This window comes from Variovorax sp. SRS16 (assembly GCF_901827165.1).
GTDB lineage: Bacteria > Pseudomonadota > Gammaproteobacteria > Burkholderiales > Burkholderiaceae_C > Variovorax.
On record NZ_LR594666.1, the window covers coordinates 2,117,252 to 2,140,580 of the forward strand.

Here is a 23,329-nt window from a genome sequence, read left to right on the forward strand (position 1 = left end):
CGATGGTCCGATGTCCGGTCTGCAAGCTTCCTCCGCGCCTATTTCATCCCTTCCACTCAACCCTTCCGATCCCCCCGGTTCGCCGTGGTCTCGCCTCGACCGGTGGATCGCGCGGCCGCGTTCGGCGCGCACGGTCGTCGTCTGGCTGAGCCTGTATCTCGCGCTGGCCGCGAACTGGCCGCTGTGGAACGAGCTGGCGCGCATCGGCGGTGCGCCCAGCGTCTACATGCCGACGGTCGCACTGATGGCGCTGCTGACGGTGTGCGGCACCGTGGCGATGCTGTCCTTCACCGCGTGGTCGCGCTGGATGAAACCCCTGTGGTTCGCCGTCGTGCTGCTGGCGGCCGTGGTGCAGCACTACATGCTGAGCTACCGGATCGTGATGGATCCCAGCATGGTCGCGAATGCCGTGCAGACCGATCCCGACGAAGTGCGCGACCTGCTGAGCTGGGGGCTGCTGCTCGACGTGCTGCTGGTTGCCGTCGTGCCGGCGTGGGCGCTCTGGCGCGTGCGCATCGCGCCCCAGCACATCGTGTCGCAGGTCTGGCGCAATGCGGTGCTGCTGATCGTCGCGGTCGCGCTGGCGGTCGGCGGCATGCTCGTCATGAACCGCGAACTCGCGCCGCTGATGCGCAACAACGTTCATCTGCGCTACATGATCAATCCGCTGGCCAGCGTCTATTCGGCGGTGGCGGCGGTGGTCAAGCCCATGTTCCGGCACAGTCGCAAGCTGATTCCGGTGACGGCCGGCACCACGCTCGGCGCCAGCTATGCGTCGCAGGCGCGGCCGCCGCTGTTCGTGTTGGTGGTCGGCGAGACGGCGCGCGCCGATCACTTCGCGCTCAACGGCTACGCGCGCGACACCACGCCCGAACTCGCCGCGCGTCACGTGCTGAGCTTTCGCGACGTGCACTCCTGCGGCACCAACACGCAAGCCTCGGTGCCGTGCATGTTCTCGCCGCTCGGCAAGCATGATTTCGAGGCGCGCAAGGACGACTACGAGAACCTGATGGATGTCCTGCAGGCCGCCGGCCTCGCGGTGTTCTGGCTCGACAACCAGCCGGGCGGTTGCAAGGGCGTGTGCGACCGGATCCCGCACGCGTCGGCCTTCAGTCCGCTCGATGCGGCCGTGAAGAAGACGATGTGCGACGGCGACGAATGCCTCGACGACGTGATGCTCAGAGGCCTGGACGAGCGGCTGGCCGCGCTGCCGGCCGAGCGCCGCAGCAAGGGCGTGGTGCTGGTGATGCACCAGATGGGCAGCCATGGCCCGGCCTACTACAAGCGCTCGTCGCCCGACGTGAAGCGCTTCATGCCGGAATGCACGACCAACGCGCTGGCCGAGTGCAGCCACAGTGAACTGATCAATGCCTTCGACAACTCGATCGCCTACACCGACCGCTTCCTCGGCAAGACCATCGACTGGCTGCAGGGCCAGTCGACGCGCTACGACACGGCGCTGCTCTACCTGAGCGACCACGGCGAATCGCTGGGCGAATACGGGCTGTTCCTGCACGGCGCGCCCTACAGCTTCGCGCCCGAGGTGCAGAAGCACATCCCGATGGTGATGTGGTTCGACGCCGGCATGAGCGCGCGGCGCAAGCTGTCGCGGCCCTGCCTGGATGCGGACCTGGATGCGCCGCTGACCCAGGACAATCTCTATCACACCGTGCTCGGCCTGATGGACGTCCACAACAAGACCTACAAGCCCGCGCTCGACGCGCTGGCGTCCTGCCGCGGCTAGCCGCTATTTCTTCTCGCGCGGCAGACGGCCCATCAGGAAGAACTCCGGATTCGGCTGCATGCCGGCGAAGCTGGCCATGCGGTTCGAGAGGCCGAAGAAGGCCGTGATGGCCGCGATGTCCCAGATGTCCTCGTCGCTGAAGCCGTGCGCATGCAGCGGTGGGAAATCGCCGTCGTCGATCTCGTGCGCGCGTTCGCAGACCTTCATCGCGAAGGCGAGCATCGCGTGCTGGCGCGGCGTGATGTCGGCCTTGCGCCAGTTGACGGCGACCTCGTCGGCCACCAGCGCTTTCTTCTCGTAGATGCGCAGCAACGCGCCGTGCGCGACCACGCAGTAGAGGCACTGGTTGGCCGCGCTGGTGGCCGTCACGATCATCTCGCGGTCGCCCTTGGTGAGCGAGCCTTCCTCCTTCAGCATCAGCGCGTCGTGATACGCGAAGAAAGCGCGCCACTCGGCCGGCCGGCGTGCCAGCGCGAGGAAGACGTTGGGCACGAAGCCGGCTTTCTCCTGCACCGCGAGCACGGCGGTGCGGATGTCCTCGGGCAGGTCGGCCATCTCGGCCAGGGGGTATCGCGCGGTCATCGGTGTCTCCTTGTGCAGCGGTGCGATGCGAGTCCCGGATCATAGGCAGACGGCAGAACTGACCGTGCGCGTCAGGTCGATGGCGTCTTCGCCTACAAGCGGCGTTGTTTTTCGACGGCACGATAGGCGCTCGCACAACAAAAGGCGGCCCGACCGCCCACCAACGCGATGAGCGAAGCGTCCCATCCGGACCGGCGTGGTTTTCTGCGCCGCTCCATAGCGATCGTCCCCGCCGCGGCGGCCCTCACGGCCAGCATCGGGTCCGCGCAGAGTCCTCCCGCATCGTCGCCGTCATCGTTTCCGCCGGGCGGATCGTCACAGGGCAGCAGTTCGCCGTCGAACTACTCGCCGGTCTATTTCAACGCCAGCGAATGGGCCTTCGTGAAGGCCGCGGTGGCGCGGCTGATTCCGTCGGACGACACCGGCCCGGGCGCGATCGAGGCGGGCGTGCCGGAGTTCATCGACCGGCAGATGGAAGGTGCGTTCGGCCATGCCTCGACGTGGTACACGCAAGGCCCCTTCCTCGAGGCTTCTCCCTTGCTCGGCTACCAGGGCAAGATGGTCCCGCGCGAGGTCTATCGCGCCGGGATCGCGGCGACCGACGCGCGCTGCCGCAAGCAGTATGCGGACAAGGGTTTCGCGCAACTCAGCGCCGCGCAGCAGGACGAGGTGCTCAAGGGCCTGGAGGCCGGCAGCTTCGCGCTGGAAGGCGTGGGTGCCACGGACTTCTTCGGCTACCTGCTGCAGAACACCAAGGAAGGCTACTTCAGCGATCCGATCCACGGCGGCAACAAGAATGCCGAGGCCTGGAAGATGATCGGGTTTCCGGGTGCGCGCGCCGATTTCGCGGACTGGGTCGACAAGCCCGGTGCGCGCTACAACCTGCCGCCCGTCAGCATCGCCGGGCCGCAGGGCTGAGGGGCGGCGCATGGCCAACATCAAGAAACCCGGCGTCGATGCGGTGCTGGTCGGCTTCGGCTGGACCGGCGCCATCATGGGCATGGAACTCACCGCGGCGGGGCTCAAGGTCCTGGCGCTCGAACGCGGCGAAGCGCGCGACACGCAACCCGACTTCGCCTATCCGCGCATCACCGACGAACTCACTTACGGCATCCGCGGCAAGCTGTTCCAGAACCTCTCGCGCGAGACCGTCACCGTCCGCCACACGCCCGCGGACGTGGCCGTGCCCTATCGGCAGCTGGCGTCGTTCCTGCCCGGCGACGGCGTCGGCGGCGCGGGCGTGCACTGGAACGGCCATCACTGGCGCGCACTGCCCGACGACCTGCGCATCCGCAGCCGCTTCGAAGAGCGCTACGGAAAGAAATTCATCCCCGAGGGCATGACCATCCAGGATTTCGGCGTGAGCTACGAGGAGCTCGAGCCGCACTTCGATCAGTTCGAGAAGATCTGCGGCACCTCCGGCAAGGCCGGCAACCTGCGCGGCCAGATCCAGCCCGGCGGCAATCCCTTCGAGGGCGCGCGCGCCAACGAATTCCCGCTGCCGCCGCTGGCCTCGCCCAACAGCGCCCGCCTGTTCGAGAAGGCGGCGCGCGAACTCGGCTACCACCCATTCCCGCAGGCCGCGGCCAATGCCTCGCGTGCCTACACCAACCCGCATGGCGCGCAGCTCGGGCCGTGCAACTTCTGCGGCTTCTGCGAGCGCTACGGCTGCTACATGTACTCGAAGGCCTCGCCGCAGACCACGCTGCTGCCGACGCTGATGAAGCGCCCCAACTTCGAGCTGCGCACGCGTTCGCAGGTGCTGCGCGTCAACATGGCGCCCGACGGCAAGCATGCCACCGGTGTGACCTACATCGACGCCGAAGGCAACGAGGTCGAGCAGCCGGCCGACCTGGTCGTGCTGTGCGCCTACCAGTTCCACAACGTGCGGCTCCTGCTGCTGTCGAACATCGGCAAGAAGTACGACCCCGCCACCGGCGAAGGCGTGGTCGGGCGCAACTACGCCTACCAGCTCAACGGCGGCGCGACGCTCTTCTTCGACAAGGAGCAGCCGATGAATCCCTTCGTCGGCGCAGGTGCCAGCGGGCATGTGCTCGACGATTTCGACGGCGACAACTTCGACCATGGCCCGCTGGGTTTCGTGGGCGGCGCGAGCATCAACTGCATCAACACCGGCGGGCGGCCGATCCAGCAGATGGCGATTCCGCCGGGCGTGCCGAAATGGGGTGCGGAATGGAAGAAGGCGGTGAAGGAAAACTACCTGTTCCAGGCCAGCGTCGGCAGCCAGGGTTCGGTCATGGCGTACCGGGACAACTACCTGGATCTCGATCCGACCTACAAGGACGTCCACGGCCAGCCGCTGCTGCGCATGACCTTCGACTGGAAGCCCAACGACCTTGCGATGACCGAGTTCATCGGCACCAAGGTCGAACAGATCGCGCGTGCGATGGGGCCGAAGATGATGAGCATGGGCTTCCAGAAGCAGGGCGCTCACTACGACGTGCGCTACTACCAGTCCACCCACAACACCGGCGGTGCGCCGATGGGCACCGATCCGTCGACCAGCGCGGTCAATCGCTTCCTGCAGGTGTGGGACGTGCCCAACGTGTTCGTGATGGGCGCCAGCGCCTTTCCGCAGAACTTCGGCTACAACCCGACCGGCATGGTGGGTGCGCTCGCGTACTGGTCGGCCAAGGCGATCCGGGAGACATATCTGAAGAACCCGGGAGCGTTGGCATGATTGGCCTCAGCCCCAGTCCTCGCGCACTTCAGGGCATGGCGCTGGTGGCGGCGTGCGTCGTGCTGCCGGCGCTCGCGCAGGACAAGCCGGCCGATGGCCTGCTCGAACGCGGCCGCTATCTCGCACAGGCGGGCGATTGCGTCAGCTGCCACACCGTACCCGGTGGCGCGCCCTTTGCCGGCGGCCTGAAAATGAAGACGCCGTTCGGCACCATCGTCTCGACGAACATCACGCCCGATCCGCAGGGTGGCATCGGCGACTACAGCGAGGCCGACTTCGCGCGCGCCGTGCGCGAGGGCGTCGGCAAGGGCGGCTTTCACCTGTACCCCGCCATGCCCTATCCCTCGTTCGCGCGCATCCGCGACGACGACATGCATGCGCTCTACACCTTCTTCCAGAAGGGCGTGAAGCCGGTCGCGGAGAAGGCGCCGCCGACGCATCTGCGCTTTCCCTTCAACATGCGCTTCCTGATGGTGGGCTGGAACTGGCTCTACCTCGACAAGCGCGTCTACGTGGACGACAGCGCACGCAGCGCCGAATGGAACCGCGGCGCCTACCTCGTGCAGGGCCTGGGCCATTGCGGTGACTGCCACACGCCGCGCAGCATCGCCGGCGGCGTGAAGGCGCAGAGCGAGAAGGATGGCGATGCCTATCTCTCGGGCACGATCATCGACGGCTGGTACGCGCAGCCGCTGCGCCACACCGGCCAGCCGAGCGTGTCGCAATGGACGACCGAGCAAATCGTGAACTACCTGCAGAGCGGCCGCACCGGCGAGACCGCGGCCTTCGGCCCGATGGTGCAGGTGGTGGAGAACAGCACGCAGCACATGTCGAAGGAAGATCTGTCGGCCGTCGCAACCTATCTGCAGTCGGTCGGGGCCAGGCCGGATGCGCCGCCCGCGGTGACGCAGGCGAGCGTCCTCGCCGCCGCGGTCAACCATCCCAGCACGAAGGCGCTGCAGGCCGGCGCGATCACCGGCAACAGCGGCGCGATGGTCTACATGAACAACTGCGCGGCCTGCCATCGCGCAAGCGGCATCGGCGCCGAGAAGACCTTTCCCGCGCTGGCCGGCAACAGCGTCGTCAACGTCAAGGATCCGACCTCGCTGATCCGGCTCGTGCTCGGAGGCTCGGCCATGGCAAGCACCGTCCAGGCGCCGTCGGCCATCGCGATGCCGGACTTCGGCTGGCGCCTGACCGACGCCAACGTGGCCGACGTGCTGAACTTCGTGCGCTCGAGCTGGGGCAACCAGGGCGATGCCGTGAGCGCGGCCCAGGTGGCCGCGGTGCGCAAGGCGCTGCCGCAGCCGGTCGCCGCGAAGACGCCCTGAGCCTCAGTCGGGGTGCTGCGCGTCCGGCAGGGACGCGGCATGCGCGTGCGGCGCGCGCAGCGCGAGCTCGCTGTCGTCCTTGAGCGCCACGCCGGTGAGACCGCGCGCCAGCGCCGCCTGCATCAGCCATGCGAGCTTGAACGCCGCGGCAGGGCAGGCCAGGCCTTCGGGCCGCACGTTGGAGATGCAGTTGCGCTCGGCGTCGCTGCGCCCGCGGCGCGGCGAATGCGTGAGGTAGACGCCGAGGCTGTCGGGCGAACTCAGGCCCGGCCGCTCGCCGATCAGCATCACCGACAGCCGCGCGCCGAAGAGCTCGCCCACCTCGTCCGCGAGCGCCACGCGCGCCTGCGATGCGATCACGATCGGCGCCAGCGACAGCGCGGCAGGCAGCTGCGGCCGCAGCGCCGCCAGCAGCGGCATCGCGTGCCGCTCGATCGCGAGCGCGGACAGGCCGTCGCCGATCACGATGCAGACATCGCCGCGCGCAGCCGTGTCGGCACGCAGGCGCTGTGCGTTCTGCGCATCGAGCTGCCGGCCCAGGTCGGGGCGGCGCAGGTAGGTCGCACGATCGGCGGCGCGGCTGTGCACCTGCACCGTGGTCCAGCCTTCGGCGCGCAATGCAGCTTCGAGCGATGCGACATCGAGCGCGGCGTGCACCGCATCGCGTGCCATCGCATGCGCCCAGCCGAAGCGCAGGACTTCGTCGGTCGGCATGCCCGCGCCGGCACGGCCGAGCGCGAGGCGGGCCGGCGTGGCCGCGCGCCATTCGCGCCATGGGCTGGCGGTGACGATGTCGTCGTTCGTGCTCATCGCGCGAGCGCCTTCAGCGCATGCATATCGGCGAGCAGGCGCTGCGACGAGGGCGGCAGGAGCCGGCCCGCGCCATCGGTGATCCGCATGCGCTGCAGCCATGCCTCGAACTCCGGCGCACGCTTCAATCCCATCGTCTCGCGCAGGAACAGCGCGTCGTGGAAGGAGGTGCTCTGGTAGTTGAGCATCACGTCGTCCGCGCCGGGCACGCCCATGATGAAATTGATGCCCGCGGTGCCGAGCAGTACCAGCAGCGTGTCCATGTCGTCCTGGTCGGCCTCGGCATGGTTGGTGTAGCAGACGTCGCAGCCGAGCGGCAGGCCGAGCAGCTTGCCGCAGAAATGGTCCTCCAGCCCGGCGCGGATGATCTGCTTGCCGTCGTAGAGGTACTCGGGTCCGATGAAGCCGACCACCGTGTTGACCAGCAGCGGCCGATAGCGCCGCGCGAGCGCATAGGCGCGTGCCTCGCAGGTTTGTTGATCGACGCCGAAGTTGGCATCGGCCGACAACGCGCTGCCCTGGCCGGTCTCGAAATACATGAGGTTGTCGCCGAGGGTGCCGCGTCCGAGCGACAGCGCGGCGGCCTGCGCTTCGTCGAGCAGCTCGGGCGTCACGCCGAAGGAACGGTTGGTCTTCTCGGTGCCGCCGATGGACTGGAACACGAGGTCGATCGGCGCACCTGTCTCCGCCAGCTTCAGCGTCCGGGTGACGTGCGTCAGCACGCAGCTCTGGGTCGGTATCTCGAAGCGCTGGATCAGCTCGTCGAGCATGCGCAGCAGATCGCCCAGCACCGGCATGCTGTCGGAGGCCGGGTTGAGTCCGATCACCGCATCGCCCGCGCCCATCAGCAGGCCGTCGAGCGTGGAAGCAGCGACGCCGCGCAGGTCGTCGGTCGGATGATTGGGCTGCAGCCGCACCGACAGATGCCCCGGCAGGCCGATGGTGTCGCGAAAGCGCGTGACCACGCTGCACTTGCGCGCGACGGCGACCAGGTCCTGGTTGCGCATCAGCTTCGAGGCCGCGGCCACCATCTCGGGCGTGAGTCCGGGCGCGAGCGCCGTCAGCACGGCGGTGCCGGCGCGCTCCGACAGCAGCCAGTTGCGAAAATCGCCGACCGTCAGGTGCGCCACCGGCGCGAAGGCCTGCGCATCGTGGCCGTCGATGATGAGCCGGGTGATGTTGTCGTCCTCATAGGGAACGAGGGCTTCGCTGAGGAATTGCCTGAGCGGCGTCTCGGCCAGCACATGGCGTGCCGCCATGCGTTGCTGCGCGGTGGCGGCGCCGATCTGCGCGAGCTCGTCGCCCGAGCGCGCCGGGCTCGCCATCGCCATGACCTGCCTGAGGTCGTCGAAGCCGAAGACTTGCGAATCGAGCGTGGTCCGGTAGCGCATGAGCCCGCAATAATGGCTTGTTTTCATTCATCCAGGAAATCTCGTGCGATCCTTCTTCTGTGCGGCCCTCGTGTCCTTCTGCGTCTTGCCTGCGGCCTGGGCCCAGAGCGCGCCCGTCACCACCCCGAGCGGGCTCGTCTACCAGTCGCTGAAAGAGGGCACCGGCGACTCGCCCACCGCCGCCGACACCGTCAAGGTCCACTACCGCGGCACCTTTCCCGACAGCGGCAAGGAATTCGACAGCTCCTACAAGCGTGGCGAGCCGATCGAGTTCCCGCTCAGCGGCGTGATCCCGTGCTGGACCGAAGGCGTGCAGAAGATGAAGCCGGGCGGCAGGGCCAAACTGACCTGCCCGCCTTCGATCGCCTACGGCGCGCGCGGTGCAGGCGGCGTGATTCCGCCCAATGCGACCCTGAATTTCGAGGTCGAGCTGATCTCGGTCAAGGGGCGCTGAGCCGGCCTATTTCAGCGGCAACAGCAGGCTGCCGATCTGCTCGACCTGTTCGGCGCCGACCTGCGCCTTGGCGGCAAAGGAACGCCATGCCCCGATCGCCGAGCGGACCCGGTCGATGACGCGCGGTGCCGTGCCGATGCCGAAGCGCTCGGCTTCCGCCAGCAGGTCGTCCTCGGTGAAGTCCTTGAACTTGCCGTTGACGGCCATGAGGTGCTGGGAGGTCCACTCGCCCCTCGGGTTGTGCGCGAAGTTGAGGTCGTAGGCCGGTGAAAGCGCCCAGGGACGGCCCTGGCGAAGCCGGAACGAGAAGTTCTTCGTATGGTCGTCGCAGTTGCGGCCCATGACATTGAAGACCATGCGCCGGAAGGCTTCCTCCTTGTCCTCGTAGGGGAGGCCGAGCCTGTTCATCGTGTCGAACAGCTGGGCGTAGGAGTTCGTGCCCTTCTTCTTGTAGTCCAGGTGGGCCATCGCGCACAGCGTCTGCATGTGGTGGCGCACGTCCGCATCCTCGCGGTCGAAGCGGCGCGTCATGAAGTGGGCGCGGCCGTTCTCTTGCAGAAGGCGGCACTCGGTCATGTCGATGCCGGCTTCCCGGGCCATGAGGTGGTAGGCGTACTCGATGCGGCCATAGCCCTGGGAGGTGCCGAGTTCGTTGTCCACCCCCATGCCGTCGAACTTGAGCAGCCAGTGCTCGAATCCGGGCGGCGCCTCGAGCTGGCCGGCGCGGATCTCCTCGCTCTCGCGATTCCAGGCGATCACGGCCTTGGCGCGGGCACCGCCGGCGGAGGTGCCGACCTCGATGATGCTGCGCAGGGCAGCGTTGGCATGGTCGTCGTTCTCGAGCGAGCCGGCGACCGCCTTGCGCGCCTCGACGACCAGCCGGCTCAACTGGATCGCCATCGGCTTCTGGGTCGCCGGGCCGCGCGCCGGCTTGAACTGGAGCGCGCCCATCGCGCGGTTGTTCATGTAGGCGAGCCGGTCCAGGGCCGTGATGTCCTGCGGCGAGATGCCGCGGTCGGCCATCCAGCGGTTGATGAGCGCGTTGCCGAAGTCGTCGGGCAGCGCGTCGTTGAGCATGGCCGGCAGGCGCTTGTAGGTTTCCGCGGGCAGGTCCGTGAACAGGAAAGTCCGGTCGGCGGCCAGCGGCATCTGCAGGGGCGAAGGCTCGATGCGGCCGGCCTGGAACTGCGGCGTGTAGCGGAAGGCGTAGAAGCCGTAGCCCGGATCGAGCGCAACGACGCCGACGCGTTCGCCCCACAGGTGGATCTCGACGCTGTCGACGTGCTTGTAGCCGGCGGTCCTCGGCTTGCGGGTGGCCATGGCTCAGGTCGGCGCAGGCTTGCGCGTCGTCGCACGCTGCCGTGGCGCGGCGGCCCGGGTCAGCGTGAGCGGATTGATGGTGGCGACCGGCGCGATGGTCTTGAGCCAGTCCTCACGGCCGAGCGCGCGCAGCACGGAAACCAGCGTCCTGATGCTCGAACCCAGGCCGCCCTCGAGATTCTTGAGCGCGTGCAGGCTGACGCCCGCACGTTCGGCGACAGTCTTCTGGTCGATGTTCTGATCGAGGCGCAGCGCGCGCAGACTGGCGCCAAGGCTCGCTTCGAGGTCGGCTGTCGTTTGATGGCTTGGCACGGGTGCTCCTGATGGATTTGGATCGAATCGGGAGAGAATCCATAAAAGACCTATTTAGGTCTATAAATATGAAATATTGCCAATTATGAACCTATTTAGGGCTCTTGTTGCAAGTGATAAGAGATTCCATAAAAGTCCCAATATGGTCTTTTATAAAGAATCTAGCTTGCGATAGGCCCAATTCGGTATCTTGACGCAAGACGCTTGCGCCCTCCGCGTGACGTTGCGGGTCGAACCGTTCAGAACGGCTGGTATTGGTACAGCCATGTCTCCGTCAGCGGCTGGTCGCCGAGCTTCAGGAACAGGCGCATGTCGACCGGATCGTTGCCCTCGGCCGCGAAGTCGAATTGCGCGCGCCAATGACCCGCCATGCCGTCGGGTACCGCTTCCGAAAAGATGTACGAGAACTTGCCGCGCGATGCGGTCAGCACGAGCTCGGGCTTGACGCCGAAGGGAATGGCTTCGAGCGGCTTGCCGATGAACTCGACCATGAACTTGCGCACGCCCTGCGGCCGCGGCTGGCCGGGCTGGCCACCGCGCCCGAGGCGCGTCGCGACGCAGCGTGCGAGCGGCGAAGGGAAGGGCTCGTCGGCCGCCCAGTGCAGCCGGTACTTGAGGCTGTAGCTGCTGCCCGCCGTGGCCGGCGCCTTGGGCACCCAGCAGGCGAGGATGTTGTCGTGGATCTCGTCATCGGTCGGTATCTCGATGAGCTGCACAGCGCCTTCGCCCCAGTCGCCGATCGGCTCGACCCACAGGCTCGGGCGCTTCTCGTAGCCGACGCCGTCCTGGTAGTGGTCGAAGACGCGGTCGCGCTGCAGCAGGCCGAAGCCGTGCGGACTCTTGTCGGCAAAGGAAGAGGCGCGGGTCTGGGTGGGATTGTTGAGCGGGCGCCAGATGCGTTCGCCGGCACCGTTCCACATCGCCAGGCCATCCGAGTCGTGCACCTCGGGGCGCCAGTCGATGCCGGTGGGCTTGACCGTTTCGGAGTACCAGTACATCGACGTCAGCGGTACCAGTCCGAACCGGCCGACATCGCGCCGCAGGAAGAGGCGCGCGTCGATGTCCATCAGCACCGCGCGGCCGCGCTGCATGACGAACTTGTAGGCACCGGTGATGCTCGGCCCTTCGAGCAGTGCATAGACCGTCATCGCGGACGAATCCGAACCCGGCGGCTCGAAGTAGAAGCGGGTGAAGCTCGGAAACTCCTCCGGCCGATCGGGCATCGCGGCATCGAGCGCGATGCCGCGCGCCGACAGGCCGTACTGGTAGAGCTCGCCGATGGCGCGGAAATACGAGGCGCCGAGGAAGGCGACCCAGTCGTTCGTTTCCCAGGGCAGCTTCTTCTGATCGCCCAGCCGGCTCTCCTGCAGACGAAAGCCGGCAAAGCCGGCGCCGTCGGGCAGCTTGCGCGCGGGGCTGTCGGCCGGCATGCTGAAGTACGAAGCGTCGTAGACGATCTCGCGCGCGAAACCATCGCCGCTCGCCGTCTCGAGCACGTGCATGTGGACCGGCGTCTGGAAATAGCGGCCCAGGTGGAAGAATGTGACCGGAAAGGCGCCCGGCCCCTCGCGGAACAGCGCGTTGTCGGCGTTGAACTTGATCTTGCCGTGCGCGTCGTAGTCGATCTGCTGCAGCACGTCCGCAGGCAAGGAGTTGTCGGCCACGTAGGGCCTGCCGGCCAGCGACTTCGCGCGCGTCACAAGACGTTCGAAGGAAAAGGGCCGGGGCTCGCCGAGCTGGAGTCCGGCCGCTGCGAGCGCATCCAGGGGAATGCCGAGGGCGGCAAGCGCCGCGGAGGCGCCACCGGCGAAAAGAAGTGAGCGACGATCGATCATTGCCCAGAATGGTAGCGAGCCCTTGCAGTGTGTCCCGTAGGCCGATGACTGAATTCGAAAGCAAGACCCGGAGTGCGCCGACGGCACGTCATCCCTAAAGTGACGCCATCGACCCCTTCAAGGATGCAAGATGAACATGAATGGTCTCAATGAAATGCGTGCCCTCGCCACGGTGAGCGATCCACGCTGGGCGGCCGTCGCGGCGCGCGACCCGGCTGCCGACGGCCGCTTCTTCTATTCGGTGCGCACCACCGGCGTGTACTGCCGGCCTTCCTGCGCGGCGCGGCCGGCACGGCCCGAGAACGTGGCCTTCCACGCCACCGCTGCGGAAGCCGAGCGCGCGGGCTTTCGTCCCTGCAAGCGCTGCAAGCCGGACCAGCCCGCACTGGCCGAACAGCATGCGGCCATGGTGGCCGAACTGTGCCGCTTCATCGAAGGTGCCGACCAGCCGCCGACGCTCGATGCGCTGGCAGAGCGCGCGGGCCTCAGCAGCTATCACGTGCACCGGGTCTTCAAAGACATCACGGGCCTCACGCCCAAGGCCTATGCAGCGGCGCACCGTGCCCGGCGCGTGCGCCGTGAGCTCGGGCGCAGCGAGACGGTGACCGGTGCGATCTACGACGCCGGCTACAACTCCAACGGCCGCTTCTACGAAAACTCGAATGAGGTGCTGGGCATGACGCCCACCACCTGGCGCGCGGGCGGCGCGGGCACCGACATCCGCTTCGCCATCGGCGAATGCGCGCTCGGCGCGATCCTGGTCGCGCAAAGCGAACGCGGCGTGTGCGCGATCGCGCTCGGCGACGACCCCGAGGCGCTGGTGCGCGATCTGCAGGACCAGTTTCCGCAGGCCCGGCTCCTCGGCGGCGACGCGCGCTTCGAGCAATTGGTCGCCCGGGTGGTGGGCTTCGTCGAGGCGCCCGGTCTGGGGCTCGATCTGCCGCTCGACGTGCGCGGCACGGCCTTCCAGCAGCGGGTGTGGCAGGCACTGCGCGAGATCCCCGCGGGCAGCACGGCGAGCTATGCCGACGTGGCGCGGCGCATCGGCGCGCCGAAGTCGGTGCGCGCGGTGGCGCAGGCCTGCGGTGCCAATCATCTGGCGGTGGCGATTCCGTGCCATCGCGTGGTGCGCAGCGACGGCCATCTGTCGGGCTACCGCTGGGGCGTGGAGCGCAAGAGCGCGTTGCTGCAGCGGGAGGCCAAGCGGACATGAACGCACGGGACATGAGCATGCCGGTCGCGCGCCATACGACGGCGAACGACGTCGAACAGCGTGTCGATGCGATCGACTGGATGCGCGTCGGCGACGATCTCGATGCGGAGGGCAACGCCGTGATCGACCGCCTGCTGTCGCCGTCCGAATGCGCGTCGCTCGCTGCGCTCTATGCACAAGACGCGCGCTTTCGCAGCCGCGTGCTGATGGCGCGGCACGGCTTCGGCCGGGGCGAGTACAAGTACTTCGCCTATCCCTTGCCTGGCCTCGTGGCCGGACTTCGCGAGGCGATCTACCCGCGGCTGGTGCCGATCGCCAACCGATGGAACGAGCTCATGCGCATCGACGTCCGCTATCCGGAGCGACATGCCGACTTCATCGCGCGCTGCCACGCCGCGGGGCAACTGCGCCCGACACCGCTGCTGCTGCAGTACGAGACCGGCGACTACAACTGCCTGCACCAGGACCTGTATGGCGAGCATGTGTTTCCGTTGCAGCTGGTGATCCTGCTGTCCGAGCCCGGCCGCGATTTCGGCGGCGGTGAGTTCATGCTGACCGAGCAGCGGCCGCGCATGCAATCGCGTCCCATGGTGCTGCCGCTGCGGCAGGGCGATGCGGCGGTGATCGCGGTGCACCACCGGCCGGTGCAGGGTACGCGCGGGGTCTACCGCGTCAATCTGCGGCACGGCGTGAGCCGTGTGCGCTCGGGCCTGCGTCATACCGCCGGCATCATCTTTCACGACGCTGAATGAAACTCGCCCCCAGGCTTGCCCACTTCGTGTGGCCGCCAACCCCCTGCCGGGGGCAACACCAGCGGCCCGGCGGAGCCGGTTCCACGGTGTTTCCCGAAAGGGATGTCGTAGTTCTTTGCGATGAATGCCGTGACACCTGACCTGTTCGAATCGCCTGTCGAGTTCCAGGGCACCGTGCCGATCGAGCCCGGCGCGGTGCTGCTGCGCGGGTTCGCGGGACCGCATGCGACGACCCTGCACGCGGACTTGATGCGGGTCGTCGCCGAGGCGCCGCTGCGTCACCTCGTCACGCCCGGCGGCTTTCGCATGTCGGTGGCGATGAGCAACTGCGGCGCACTGGGCTGGGTGTCGGATCGCAGGGGCTATCGCTACGACGCCATCGACCCCGACAGCGGCCGGCCCTGGCCGCCGCTTCCGGCCTCGTTCATGCAGCTCGCGACCCAGGCTGCCGCCGCGGCCGGCTTCGAAGGCTTCGCGCCCGACGCCTGCCTGATCAACCGCTACGAACCCGGCACGCGGCTGTCCCTGCATCAGGACCGCGACGAGCGCGATCTGCGGCAGCCCATCGTCTCGGTGTCGCTCGGCATTCCCGCGGTGTTCCTGTTCGGCGGCGCGAAGCGGGCCGACACCACGCAGCGCATTCCGCTCGGCCATGGCGATGTCGTGGCGTGGGGCGGGCCGGCGCGGCTGCACCATCACGGCGTGCTGCCGCTGAAGGATGCGTGGCATCCGTTCATGGGCGCGTGCCGCATCAACCTGACCTTCCGCAAGGCGCGCTGACAGGCAGGCAGCCGGTCGCGCGGCTTCAGGCCTTCTCGCGCGGCGCGATCGTCCGCGTTCCGCCGATCGGCAGCACGAAGAAGCTGTCGTCCGGCAAGCCCCGCTCGCTGCGCAGGGCGGCCAGCCGGCGCGGCGGCTCGTCGAGCGATTCATCGGTCAGCTCGAAGGTGCCCCAGTGGATCCCGAGCGAGCGCTTGACGCCGAGGTCCGCATGGATCTGCAGCGCTTCCTCGACGTCCACATGCTGCTCCCGCATGAACCAGCGCGGCGCATAGGCGCCGATGGGAATCAGCGCGATGTCGAAGCCACCGCCTCGGGCCGCGGACTGCCGGTCTTCGAAGTGCCGGCGGATGTCGCCGAAATCGCGCGAATAGCCGGTGTCGCCGGCGAAGAACAGATGGCAGTCGGGCGCGAGCACGGCGAAGCCGCCCCACAGCGTGGCCAGCGCATCGCGCGGGCTGCGCGAGGACCAGTGCTGCGCCGGCACCAGTGTCACTTCGACTTCGCCGTGCGGCGTCGGCACCGGATGCCGATCCCACCAGTCCAGCTCCACCGCATGGGCGATGCCGTGCGCCGCCATCCATGACGCGAGGCCGAGCGGCACGACGAACAGCGGCGGCCCGCCGGCCTGCTGGTTCAATGCCGCGACCGAGCCCGTATCGAGATGGTCGTAGTGGTTGTGCGAGATCAGCACCAGGTCCACGTGCGGCAGATCGGACAGTGCGATGCCCGGCGGCACATGCCGCTTCGGTCCGGCGAACTGCACCGGCGATGCACGTTGCGAGAACATCGGATCGGTCAGCACGGTGAGTCCGCCCACCTGCGCGAGGACCGTGGCATGACCGATCCAGGTCACCGCGGGCGCCATCCGCGTGCCGGCCCTGGCATTGGCATGCAGCCATTCCAGGTCCGGCGTCATCCGCGGCGTCGGCACGAGCGGCGGTCGTGGCAGGCCGGCGCGTGCGGCCTGCCGGCGCCAGCGCAGCAACTCGGACAGGCTCTTGGTCTTGAACTCGGTGTAGTTGTTCTGGAAGCCGCGGGCGCGGTGGTGCGGTTTGGGCAGATCGGCGTCGAAGGTCATTGGCTCATCCCGCAATCAATTTCTGCACCAGTTCGGCCGTCGTCGCGGCCGCATATTTGCGCATCAGGCGCGCACGATGGAGTTCGACGGTGCGATGGCTGATCGCCAGCGCGCGGCCGATCTCCTTGGAGGTCAGGCCCTGCATCACCTGCGCCGCCACTTCGCGTTCGCGCGGCGTGAGTTCGGCCTTGGCGCTGCGGCGCGAGCCGAGGTCCTCGAAGATCCAGATGCCGGCCTCGTGCGGCGCCGCGCGGTTGAGCGCCTGGCCGCTCACATGGCACCAGAAGGTTTCGCCGGCGAAGGCGCCGTGCAGGTTGCCGACGCGCTGCATCATGCGGCTGTCGGCATAGCGGCCGTTGGCATTGAGGATCGGCTCCATGCGCTTGCCGATGCGCTCGAATTCGGCGACGCTCGGGTACAGCACGCGGAACGACTGGCCGATCAGCGCATCGCGGGCGGCACCGAACATCTCGCACAGGCGCGCGTTGCAATCGACGATGGTGCGATGGCGCGAGACCACCATGCCCACCGGCGCATGCTCGAAGGCAAGCCGGTAGTCGATGAGGGCCGCGCCGGGGTCGGGTGTCGCCATTACGAAATACTACGTATGTTTATACGTAGTATCGTCCTGACTCTGCATCCAACCAACCAACCGAACGAGGAAACATGGCGAACAAGATCTACCCCTCCGCCGACGCGGCGCTCAAGGGCGTCGTGGCCGACGGCCAGACGCTTGCCGTCGGCGGCTTCGGCCTGTGCGGCATTCCCGAGGCGCTGATCGACGCGCTGCACGACTCGGGCGTGAAGAATCTCACCTGCATCTCGAACAACGCGGGCGTCGACGGCTTCGGCCTCGGCAAGCTGCTCGGCACGCGCCAGATCAAGCGGATGATCGCGAGCTACGTCGGCGAGAACAAGGAGTTCGAACGCCAGTTCCTCGCCGGCGAACTCGAGCTCGAATTCACGCCGCAGGGCACGCTGGCCGAGAAGCTGCGCGCCGGCGGTGCCGGCATCCCGGCCTTCTTCACCAAGACCGGCGTCGGCACGCAGGTGGCCGAAGGCAAGGAACTGCGCGAGTTCGACGGCGAGACCTACGTGATGGAACGCTCGCTGGTGCCCGACGTGGCGCTGGTCAAGGCCGACGTGGCCGACAAGTCGGGCAATCTGCGCTTTCGTCTCACGGCGCGCAATTTCAATCCGGCCGCGGCGATGGCGGGCAAGATCTGCATCGTCGAGGTCGAGAAGATCGTCGAGGTCGGCGAACTCGCGCCGGACGACATTCATCTGCCGGGCATCTACGTGCACCGCATCGTGCTCAACAGCACGCCGGAAAAGCGCATCGAGAAACGCACCGTGAGTGCCGCCGCGCCGGTCGATGCCGCGGCCGCCAAGGTCGAGGCACAGGCCGCCATCGCGCAAGCCGCGGTCGGCAGCGAAGTCCCGGTGCCGAAGGTGCCGGTCAACAAAAAAGGAGCCTGACATGCCCTGGACCCAGGACCAGATGGCGGCCCGCGCCGCGCAAGAACTCGAAGACGGTTTCTACGTCAACCTCGGCATCGGTATCCCGACGCTGGTCGCCAACTTCGTCGGCGACAAGGAGGTCTGGCTGCAGAGCGAGAACGGCATGCTCGGCATCGGCCCGTTCCCGACCGAAGACCAGGTCGACGCCGACCTGATCAACGCCGGCAAGCAGACCGTGACCACCATTCCCGGATCGGCGATCTTCGGCAGCCACGACAGCTTCGCGATGATCCGCGGCGGCAAGATCAACCTCTCGATCCTCGGTGCGATGCAGGTCAGCAGCAAGGGCGATCTGGCCAACTGGATGATCCCCGGCAAGATGGTCAAGGGCATGGGCGGCGCGATGGACCTGGTCGCCGGCGTCAAGCGCGTGATCATCCTGATGGAGCACGTCGCGAAGAAGAAGGACGGCACCGAGGACCTCAAGATCCTCGAGCAATGCACGCTGCCGCTGACCGGTGTCGGCGTGGTCGATCGCATCATCACCGACCTCGCGGTGATGGATGTCGTGCCCGCAGGGCTGAAGGTGGTCGAGCTGGCGCCGGGCGTGAGCTTCGAGGCGCTGCAGGCCAAGACCGGGGCCAAGCTGATCCATTGACCGCGAGGCGGCCCTGGCGATGGACGCGATGCAGGCGCTGGACGGGATCTGGCGGCAGGCTGGCTTGCCGCCCGAAGCGCTGGCGCATGCCCGGCTGAGCGGCTCGGAGCCGGTGCTGCCCTCGTCGTTCGCCGTCGGCACGGCCGCGCAGAGCACCATCGCCGCGGCTGCGCTGGCCGCTTGCGAGTTGGGTCACACGCGGGGTGCGCCGCGGCAGGAGGTCGGCGTCGACATGCTACATGCCGCGCTCGAATGCGTGGGCTGGTTCAGCATCGATGGCCAGGCGCCCAATCCGTGGGACGCGTTCTCGGGGCTCTATCGCTGTGCGGATGGCGCGGTGCGCGTCCATGCCAATTTTGCGCACCATCGCGACGGCGCGCTGCGCTTGCTGGGCCTCGACCCGGCCACCGCCCAGCGGGCCGACGCCGAGGCCGCGATGCGCCACTGGCGCGCACTCGACTTCGAGGATGCGGCGGCGGCCGCCGGGATGGTCGCCACCGCGCTGCGCCGCTTCGACCAATGGGATGCCACGGCCCAAGGCCGCGCGGTGGCATCGCTGCCGCTGTTTCGCATCGAGCGCATCGGTGATGCGCCGCCGCAGATCCTGCCTGCGCTCGGGCTGCAGGCACGGCCGTTGTCCGGCGTGCGCGTGCTCGACCTCACCCGCATCCTGGCCGGTCCGGTGGGCGGGCGCGCATTGGCGGCCTACGGTGCGGACGTGATGCTGATCAATTCGCCCCGGCTTCCCAATATCGTGTCGATCGCCGACACCAGCCGCGGCAAGCTGTCGGCGCATGCGGACCTCGAAACCCAGGAGGGCCGCGACGCGCTGGCGGGGCTGCTGCGCGAGGCGCATGTCTTCGTCCAGGGCTATCGGCCGGGTGGCCTCGCGGCGCGCGGCTTCGGTCCCGAGGCGTTGGCGCGGGCACGGCCGGGAATCGTCTGCGTGTCCCTCACGGCCTACGGCACCGAGGGGCCCTGGGCCGGGCGGCGCGGATTCGATTCGCTGGTGCAGACCGCGATGGGTTTCAATCATGCCGAAGGCGAAGCCGCGGGCGACGGCAAGCCCCGTCCCTTGCCCATGCAGATCCTCGACCAGGCGACCGGCTACCTGATCGCGATGGGTGCGTCGGCGGCGTTGTGGCGCCAACTGCGCGAAGGCGGCAGCTGGCACGTGCAGGTCTCCCTTGCACAGACGGGGCACTGGCTGCGCGGCTTGGGCCGGGTGCCGCACGGACTCGCGGCGGCGCGGCCCGACTTCGCGCCCTGGCTCGAGACCTCGACCTCGGGATTCGGTGAATTGCGCGCAATGCGTCACAGCGCCCAGCTGTCGCGCACGCCGGCCGCATGGCCGCGTCCTTCGATGCCGCCGGGAAGTGATCCGCCTGTGTGGCCTTGAGTTGGGGCGCGCGATGCGTCTCAGAGTGAGCCGATGGCGACGATCAGCATCGACAGGCCGAAACTCGTGGCGACCATCAGCAGTCCGATCGAGACGACCCGGGTTCGGCGTGACAGCCTCTGCGGGAGTGCCGTGATGGAAAGGCCCAGCGGGCTGCGCTTCGCGGCTGCGTCCGGCGAGACCAGCTTCGCGGGCGCGGTCGCACGAGGTACCGGTACGAAACCCGAATCCTGGATCGAGATGGCGGCGGCGTGGCTCACGTGATACTCCGTTCGATGGGCACTGGTGCGCATGGATGAAGTATTCGCGGCGGCGGCGAATTGCACATCGCCCAGAGGAGCCAAGCGGCACATCCGCCGTGGGCCAATACGGGGGCACCCCGGTATCGGCGAGCGCCGGGCTCAGCGATCGGGCATGGGCTGCGCGGACGGGGCCAGCGGCGGACTCGCGAAGGCCATCACGTATTCCATCGGTTCGGCGCCGATGTTCACCAGCTGGCATTCGGCACCCGAAGGCAGGATCAGGCTGCAAGGCGCATGGAAGCGTTGCGGGCCGCTCTCCAGGTGGAGATTGCCGTACCCTGCCAGCACCAGCACGACGCGATCGCTGTGTTGCGGCTCCAGGTCCGCGCGTGCGTTGACGTCGAGTGTTTCGATCCAGAGTTCGAAGCCCGAGCCCAGTTGCCGGCTGGCGGCTGCAAACCGCCGGCGGCCGACTTCGTGCAACCGAGGCAGGGTGGCATGATCGATGACGTGCATGAGCGCAGGACGGAACGATATCGGGGGGCGCAGCCGCCGCGCCGGAGTGGGCAGCATGCTTCACCTGGGTGGCAGTGTTCTCCTTTCGAGCCTCGGTGCATAGAGGTTCAGAGAGCCAACGACGGGCCAACGGCGAGCCTCTCTCCGATCGATCACGCCTTGGACGGCGCTGTTTCAGTCGCCTTCGGGCGGCGCTGCCTGGACGCCGATCGCAACGACCTCGCCGACGCCGGCAGCAGCAGCGCGCGCTGTGCCTCCACCGTCTCGCGCAGGAAGTTCCAGGTGGCCTGCATCCGAGCGAGGTGCTTCGTTTCGGCCGGCACCGACATCCAGAAGGTGCGCGTGAAGTTGGCTTCTTCGGGCAGCACGCGGCGCAGCGACTTGTCGCTCTCGGCGATGAAGGCCGGCAGCACCGCGATGCCTGCGCCCGCCGCCGTGGCTCGGTGCTGCGCCAGGATGCTGGTGCTGCGCAGGGCGAACGAATCGGGCCGGTACAGCTCGTCGAGGAATTGCAGCTCCTTGCTGAAGAGCAGGTCGTCCACGTAGCTGATGAAGGTGTGGCCGCGCAGATCCTCGCGCGTGGCGATGCGCGGGTGCGCCGCCAGATAGCGCGCCGACGCATAGAGCCGCAGCGTGTAGTCGGTGAGCTTGGTCACCACCACCGGCCCGCGGGCCGGCCGTTCGAGCGAGATCACGATGTCGGCCTCGCGGCGCGACAGATGCACCAGCCGCGGCATCGCGAGCAGGTCGATCACGAGTTTGGGGTGCGCCTGTGCGAACAGCGCGAGCTGCGGCGCCAGCACCACCGTGCCGAGGCCCTCGGTGGTGCCGATGCGCACCAGCCCCGACAGCCCCTCGTGCGAGGCCGGCGTCGCGCTCTCGACCGTGCGGAAGGCGCTTTCCATGGCCTCCGCCTGCGGCTGCAGCCGGCGGCCGGCTTCGGTCAGCCGATGCCCATCGGCTTCGCGGGAGAAGAGCGGCGTGCCGACCTCCTTTTCGAGCGCCTGGATGCGGCGCGCGACCGTCGTGTGATCGACCGCGAGCCGGCGCGACGCGCTCATCAGGGTGCCCGAGCGCGCGAGCTCGAGGAAGAAGCGCAGGTTGTCCCAGTCCATGCGTTGCAATTATGCAGATCGCGGGTGCGTATTTGTCTATTGCTTGCGCAAAACTGCAAAGCTAGGATCGCCTTCTGCACCCTTTCTTCAGGAGACAAGTTCATGGACGCCACCACCACCCCCGCGACGAAGGTCGCGACCGTCAAATTGCTGATCGGCGGCAAGTTCGTCGAATCCAAAACCAGCGAGTGGCGCGACATCGTCAACCCGGCGACCCAGCAGGTGCTGGCGCGCGTGCCCTTCGCCACGCAGGCCGAGGTCGATGCCGCCGTGGCTTGCGCCAAGGAGGCCTTCAAGACCTGGCGCAAGACGCCGATCGGCGCACGCTCGCGCATCTTCCTCAAGTACCAGCAACTGATCCGCGAGAACATGGCCGAGCTGGCCGCCATCCTCACGGCCGAACAGGGCAAGACCTTGCCCGACGCCGAGGGCGACGTGTTCCGCGGCCTCGAGGTGGTCGAGCATGCCGCCGGCATCGGCAACCTGCAGCTCGGCGAGATGGCCAACAACGTGGCCAACGGTGTCGACACCTACACGCTGCTGCAGCCGCTCGGCGTCTGCGCCGGCATCACGCCCTTCAACTTCCCGGCCATGATCCCGCTGTGGATGTTCCCGATGGCGATCGTCACCGGCAACACCTTCGTGCTCAAGCCCTCCGAGCAGGACCCGATGGTCACCATGCGCCTGTGCGAACTCGCGCTCGAAGCCGGCATCCCGGCCGGCGTGCTCAACGTCGTCCACGGCGGCGAAACCGTGGTCAACGCGATCTGCGACCACAAGGACATCAAGGCGATCTCCTTCGTCGGCTCGACCAAGGTCGGCACGCACGTCTACAACCGTGCGACGCTCACCGGCAAGCGCGTGCAATGCATGATGGGCGCGAAGAACCACGCCATCGTCATGCCCGACGCCAACAAGGAGCAGACGCTCAACGCATTGGCCGGTGCGAGCTTCGGCGCCGCGGGCCAGCGCTGCATGGCGGTGTCGGTCGCGGTGCTGGTCGGCGAGGCGCAGAAATGGGTGCCCGACCTGGTCGCCAAGGCGAAAACGCTGAAGATCGACGCCGGCATCGAGAAGGGCGTCGACGTCGGCCCGCTGGTGTCCTGCGCGGCCTACGACCGCGTCAACGGCCTGATCGAACGCGGCGTGGCCGACGGCGCCACGCTGGCGCTCGACGGCCGCAAGCCCACCGTGCCCGGCTACGAGAAGGGCAACTTCGTCGGACCGACGGTGTTCGCCGACGTCAAGCCCGGCATGACCATCTACGAGCAGGAAATCTTCGGCCCGGTGCTGTGCCTGGCCAACGCCGACAGCATCGACGAGGCGATCGAGCTCATCAACGCCAACCCGAACGGCAATGGCACCGCGATCTTCACGCAGTCGGGCGCTGCGGCGCGCCGCTTCCAGGAAGACATCGATGTCGGCCAGGTCGGCATCAACGTGCCGATCCCGGTGCCGGTGCCGATGTTCTCGTTCACCGGTTCGCGCGCGTCCAAGCTCGGCGACCTGGGGCCGTACGGCAAGCAGGTCGTGCTGTTCTACACGCAGACCAAGACGGTGACCGCGCGCTGGTTCGATGACAGCACCGCGCACGGCCTCAACACGACCATCAGCCTGAAGTAATCTCGGGCG

At 67.7% G+C, this 23,329-nt stretch carries 23 protein-coding genes; 12 read left to right on the forward strand and 11 right to left on the reverse strand.

Annotated elements, in window-relative coordinates:
* The first annotated feature begins 10 nt into the window (after nucleotides 1–10).
* Nucleotides 11–1,744, forward strand: coding sequence for a phosphoethanolamine transferase (locus tag E5P2_RS10285; RefSeq protein WP_162566988.1), 1,734 nt, complete (start codon nucleotides 11–13; stop codon nucleotides 1,742–1,744).
* Nucleotides 1,745–1,747: 3 nt separating this feature from the next.
* Here E5P2_RS10285 and E5P2_RS10290 read toward each other — a convergent pair whose 3' ends face one another.
* Entirely contained in the window at nucleotides 1,748–2,326 is a 579-nt protein-coding gene (locus E5P2_RS10290) for a peroxidase-related enzyme (RefSeq protein WP_162566989.1), read from the reverse strand.
* A 168-nt stretch (nucleotides 2,327–2,494) separates the two neighbouring features.
* Here E5P2_RS10290 and E5P2_RS10295 point away from each other — a divergent pair, with 168 nt between their 5' ends.
* From E5P2_RS10295 to E5P2_RS10305, 3 genes are read left to right on the forward strand one after another with little or no spacing between them, the layout of a single operon-like run.
* Nucleotides 2,495–3,244 carry a gluconate 2-dehydrogenase subunit 3 family protein gene (locus E5P2_RS10295; protein ID WP_162566990.1) on the forward strand — a complete coding sequence of 250 codons (750 nt, stop codon included), beginning with the start codon at nucleotides 2,495–2,497 and terminating at the stop codon, nucleotides 3,242–3,244.
* Between the two features lie 10 nt (nucleotides 3,245–3,254).
* Nucleotides 3,255–5,027 carry a GMC family oxidoreductase gene (locus E5P2_RS10300; protein ID WP_162566991.1) on the forward strand — a complete coding sequence of 591 codons (1,773 nt, stop codon included), beginning with the start codon at nucleotides 3,255–3,257 and terminating at the stop codon, nucleotides 5,025–5,027.
* Entirely contained in the window at nucleotides 5,024–6,358 is a 1,335-nt protein-coding gene (locus E5P2_RS10305) for a c-type cytochrome (RefSeq protein WP_162566992.1), read from the forward strand. The genes E5P2_RS10300 and E5P2_RS10305 overlap by 4 nt, the downstream gene beginning before the upstream one ends.
* 3 nt (nucleotides 6,359–6,361) lie before the next feature.
* Here E5P2_RS10305 and eutC read toward each other — a convergent pair whose 3' ends face one another.
* Nucleotides 6,362–7,168: an ethanolamine ammonia-lyase subunit EutC gene (eutC, locus tag E5P2_RS10310; RefSeq protein WP_162566993.1), complete on the reverse strand. Its 807-nt coding sequence runs from the start codon at nucleotides 7,166–7,168 to the stop codon at nucleotides 6,362–6,364.
* Nucleotides 7,165–8,559: an ethanolamine ammonia-lyase subunit EutB gene (locus tag E5P2_RS10315; protein WP_162570433.1), complete on the reverse strand. Its 1,395-nt coding sequence runs from the start codon at nucleotides 8,557–8,559 to the stop codon at nucleotides 7,165–7,167. The genes eutC and E5P2_RS10315 overlap by 4 nt, the downstream gene beginning before the upstream one ends.
* 43 nt (nucleotides 8,560–8,602) lie before the next feature.
* Between E5P2_RS10315 and E5P2_RS10320 the strand changes: the two genes are divergently transcribed.
* The gene (locus E5P2_RS10320; protein ID WP_162566994.1) at nucleotides 8,603–9,013 is read left to right on the forward strand and encodes an FKBP-type peptidyl-prolyl cis-trans isomerase; all 411 of its coding nucleotides are present in this window, start codon (nucleotides 8,603–8,605) and stop codon (nucleotides 9,011–9,013) included.
* Nucleotides 9,014–9,019: 6 nt separating this feature from the next.
* Here the strand turns inward: E5P2_RS10320 and E5P2_RS10325 are convergent, their stop codons facing one another.
* From E5P2_RS10325 to E5P2_RS10335, 3 genes are all read right to left on the reverse strand, one after another.
* On the reverse strand, nucleotides 9,020–10,333 hold the full coding sequence (locus E5P2_RS10325; protein WP_162566995.1) for a type II toxin-antitoxin system HipA family toxin: 1,314 nt from the start codon (nucleotides 10,331–10,333) through the stop codon (nucleotides 9,020–9,022).
* Nucleotides 10,334–10,336: 3 nt separating this feature from the next.
* Nucleotides 10,337–10,645, reverse strand: a complete 309-nt coding sequence (locus E5P2_RS10330; RefSeq protein WP_162566996.1) for a helix-turn-helix domain-containing protein — start codon at nucleotides 10,643–10,645, stop codon at nucleotides 10,337–10,339.
* Between the two features lie 239 nt (nucleotides 10,646–10,884).
* A complete protein-coding gene (locus tag E5P2_RS10335; RefSeq protein ID WP_162566997.1) occupies nucleotides 10,885–12,480 on the reverse strand; it encodes a glucan biosynthesis protein in 1,596 nt (531 codons plus the stop codon).
* A gap of 130 nt (nucleotides 12,481–12,610) precedes the next feature.
* Between E5P2_RS10335 and ada the strand changes: the two genes are divergently transcribed.
* From ada to alkB, 3 genes are all read left to right on the forward strand, one after another.
* A complete protein-coding gene (gene ada, locus E5P2_RS10340; RefSeq protein ID WP_197908484.1) occupies nucleotides 12,611–13,693 on the forward strand; it encodes a bifunctional DNA-binding transcriptional regulator/O6-methylguanine-DNA methyltransferase Ada in 1,083 nt (360 codons plus the stop codon).
* Between the two features lie 11 nt (nucleotides 13,694–13,704).
* A complete protein-coding gene (locus tag E5P2_RS10345) occupies nucleotides 13,705–14,445 on the forward strand; it encodes a 2OG-Fe(II) oxygenase (RefSeq protein WP_443083550.1) in 741 nt (246 codons plus the stop codon).
* Nucleotides 14,446–14,565: 120 nt separating this feature from the next.
* Complete coding sequence (alkB, locus tag E5P2_RS10350) at nucleotides 14,566–15,225, forward strand: DNA oxidative demethylase AlkB (RefSeq protein WP_162566999.1); 660 nt, start codon at nucleotides 14,566–14,568, stop codon at nucleotides 15,223–15,225.
* A gap of 25 nt (nucleotides 15,226–15,250) precedes the next feature.
* On the opposite strand, the gene E5P2_RS10355 is transcribed toward alkB, so the two are convergent.
* On the reverse strand, nucleotides 15,251–16,306 hold the full coding sequence (locus E5P2_RS10355) for an MBL fold metallo-hydrolase (RefSeq protein WP_162567000.1): 1,056 nt from the start codon (nucleotides 16,304–16,306) through the stop codon (nucleotides 15,251–15,253).
* A 4-nt stretch (nucleotides 16,307–16,310) separates the two neighbouring features.
* Complete coding sequence (locus E5P2_RS10360; protein WP_162567001.1) at nucleotides 16,311–16,898, reverse strand: LuxR C-terminal-related transcriptional regulator; 588 nt, start codon at nucleotides 16,896–16,898, stop codon at nucleotides 16,311–16,313.
* A 74-nt stretch (nucleotides 16,899–16,972) separates the two neighbouring features.
* Here E5P2_RS10360 and E5P2_RS10365 point away from each other — a divergent pair, with 74 nt between their 5' ends.
* From E5P2_RS10365 to E5P2_RS10375, 3 genes are read left to right on the forward strand one after another with little or no spacing between them, the layout of a single operon-like run.
* Nucleotides 16,973–17,785 carry a CoA transferase subunit A gene (locus tag E5P2_RS10365; RefSeq protein WP_162567002.1) on the forward strand — a complete coding sequence of 271 codons (813 nt, stop codon included), beginning with the start codon at nucleotides 16,973–16,975 and terminating at the stop codon, nucleotides 17,783–17,785.
* A 1-nt stretch (nucleotide 17,786) separates the two neighbouring features.
* Nucleotides 17,787–18,425, forward strand: a complete 639-nt coding sequence (locus E5P2_RS10370; protein WP_162567003.1) for a 3-oxoacid CoA-transferase subunit B — start codon at nucleotides 17,787–17,789, stop codon at nucleotides 18,423–18,425.
* A 19-nt stretch (nucleotides 18,426–18,444) separates the two neighbouring features.
* Nucleotides 18,445–19,824 carry a CoA transferase gene (locus tag E5P2_RS10375; RefSeq protein WP_162567004.1) on the forward strand — a complete coding sequence of 460 codons (1,380 nt, stop codon included), beginning with the start codon at nucleotides 18,445–18,447 and terminating at the stop codon, nucleotides 19,822–19,824.
* 20 nt (nucleotides 19,825–19,844) lie between these two features.
* On the opposite strand, the gene E5P2_RS10380 is transcribed toward E5P2_RS10375, so the two are convergent.
* The 3 genes from E5P2_RS10380 to E5P2_RS10390 all read right to left on the reverse strand — a co-directional run bounded on the left by E5P2_RS10380 (nucleotide 19,845) and on the right by E5P2_RS10390 (nucleotide 21,697).
* On the reverse strand, nucleotides 19,845–20,084 hold the full coding sequence (locus E5P2_RS10380) for a hypothetical protein (protein WP_162567005.1): 240 nt from the start codon (nucleotides 20,082–20,084) through the stop codon (nucleotides 19,845–19,847).
* Nucleotides 20,085–20,225: 141 nt separating this feature from the next.
* Nucleotides 20,226–20,639 carry a hypothetical protein gene (locus E5P2_RS10385; RefSeq protein WP_232080646.1) on the reverse strand — a complete coding sequence of 138 codons (414 nt, stop codon included), beginning with the start codon at nucleotides 20,637–20,639 and terminating at the stop codon, nucleotides 20,226–20,228.
* 95 nt (nucleotides 20,640–20,734) lie between these two features.
* Nucleotides 20,735–21,697 (reverse strand): LysR family transcriptional regulator, encoded by a 963-nt coding sequence (locus E5P2_RS10390; protein WP_162567007.1) that lies wholly within the window; start codon nucleotides 21,695–21,697, stop codon nucleotides 20,735–20,737.
* 102 nt (nucleotides 21,698–21,799) lie between these two features.
* On the opposite strand from E5P2_RS10390, the gene E5P2_RS10395 reads away from it, so the two are divergent.
* Nucleotides 21,800–23,320: a CoA-acylating methylmalonate-semialdehyde dehydrogenase gene (locus E5P2_RS10395; protein ID WP_162567008.1), complete on the forward strand. Its 1,521-nt coding sequence runs from the start codon at nucleotides 21,800–21,802 to the stop codon at nucleotides 23,318–23,320.
* Nucleotides 23,321–23,329 lie beyond the last annotated feature (9 nt).

What these genes read in the sequence shown, in the direction of transcription:
- E5P2_RS10285 (WP_162566988.1), top strand. Translation starts at nt 11, where the DNA reads ATGTCCGGTCTGCAAGCTTCCTCCGCGCCTATTTCATCCCTTCCACTC.
- E5P2_RS10290 (WP_162566989.1), bottom strand. Translation starts at nt 2,326, where the DNA reads ATGACCGCGCGATACCCCCTGGCCGAGATGGCCGACCTGCCCGAGGAC.
- E5P2_RS10295 (WP_162566990.1), top strand. Translation starts at nt 2,495, where the DNA reads ATGAGCGAAGCGTCCCATCCGGACCGGCGTGGTTTTCTGCGCCGCTCC.
- E5P2_RS10300 (WP_162566991.1), top strand. Translation starts at nt 3,255, where the DNA reads ATGGCCAACATCAAGAAACCCGGCGTCGATGCGGTGCTGGTCGGCTTC.
- E5P2_RS10305 (WP_162566992.1), top strand. Translation starts at nt 5,024, where the DNA reads ATGATTGGCCTCAGCCCCAGTCCTCGCGCACTTCAGGGCATGGCGCTG.
- eutC (WP_162566993.1), bottom strand. Translation starts at nt 7,168, where the DNA reads ATGAGCACGAACGACGACATCGTCACCGCCAGCCCATGGCGCGAATGG.
- E5P2_RS10315 (WP_162570433.1), bottom strand. Translation starts at nt 8,559, where the DNA reads ATGCGCTACCGGACCACGCTCGATTCGCAAGTCTTCGGCTTCGACGAC.
- E5P2_RS10325 (WP_162566995.1), bottom strand. Translation starts at nt 10,333, where the DNA reads ATGGCCACCCGCAAGCCGAGGACCGCCGGCTACAAGCACGTCGACAGC.
- E5P2_RS10335 (WP_162566997.1), bottom strand. Translation starts at nt 12,480, where the DNA reads ATGATCGATCGTCGCTCACTTCTTTTCGCCGGTGGCGCCTCCGCGGCG.
- ada (WP_197908484.1), top strand. Translation starts at nt 12,611, where the DNA reads ATGAACATGAATGGTCTCAATGAAATGCGTGCCCTCGCCACGGTGAGC.
- E5P2_RS10345 (WP_443083550.1), top strand. Translation starts at nt 13,705, where the DNA reads ATGAGCATGCCGGTCGCGCGCCATACGACGGCGAACGACGTCGAACAG.
- alkB (WP_162566999.1), top strand. Translation starts at nt 14,566, where the DNA reads ATGAATGCCGTGACACCTGACCTGTTCGAATCGCCTGTCGAGTTCCAG.
- E5P2_RS10355 (WP_162567000.1), bottom strand. Translation starts at nt 16,306, where the DNA reads ATGACCTTCGACGCCGATCTGCCCAAACCGCACCACCGCGCCCGCGGC.
- E5P2_RS10360 (WP_162567001.1), bottom strand. Translation starts at nt 16,898, where the DNA reads ATGGCGACACCCGACCCCGGCGCGGCCCTCATCGACTACCGGCTTGCC.
- E5P2_RS10365 (WP_162567002.1), top strand. Translation starts at nt 16,973, where the DNA reads ATGGCGAACAAGATCTACCCCTCCGCCGACGCGGCGCTCAAGGGCGTC.
- E5P2_RS10370 (WP_162567003.1), top strand. Translation starts at nt 17,787, where the DNA reads ATGCCCTGGACCCAGGACCAGATGGCGGCCCGCGCCGCGCAAGAACTC.
- E5P2_RS10375 (WP_162567004.1), top strand. Translation starts at nt 18,445, where the DNA reads ATGGACGCGATGCAGGCGCTGGACGGGATCTGGCGGCAGGCTGGCTTG.
- E5P2_RS10385 (WP_232080646.1), bottom strand. Translation starts at nt 20,639, where the DNA reads ATGCTGCCCACTCCGGCGCGGCGGCTGCGCCCCCCGATATCGTTCCGT.
- E5P2_RS10390 (WP_162567007.1), bottom strand. Translation starts at nt 21,697, where the DNA reads ATGGACTGGGACAACCTGCGCTTCTTCCTCGAGCTCGCGCGCTCGGGC.
- E5P2_RS10395 (WP_162567008.1), top strand. Translation starts at nt 21,800, where the DNA reads ATGGACGCCACCACCACCCCCGCGACGAAGGTCGCGACCGTCAAATTG.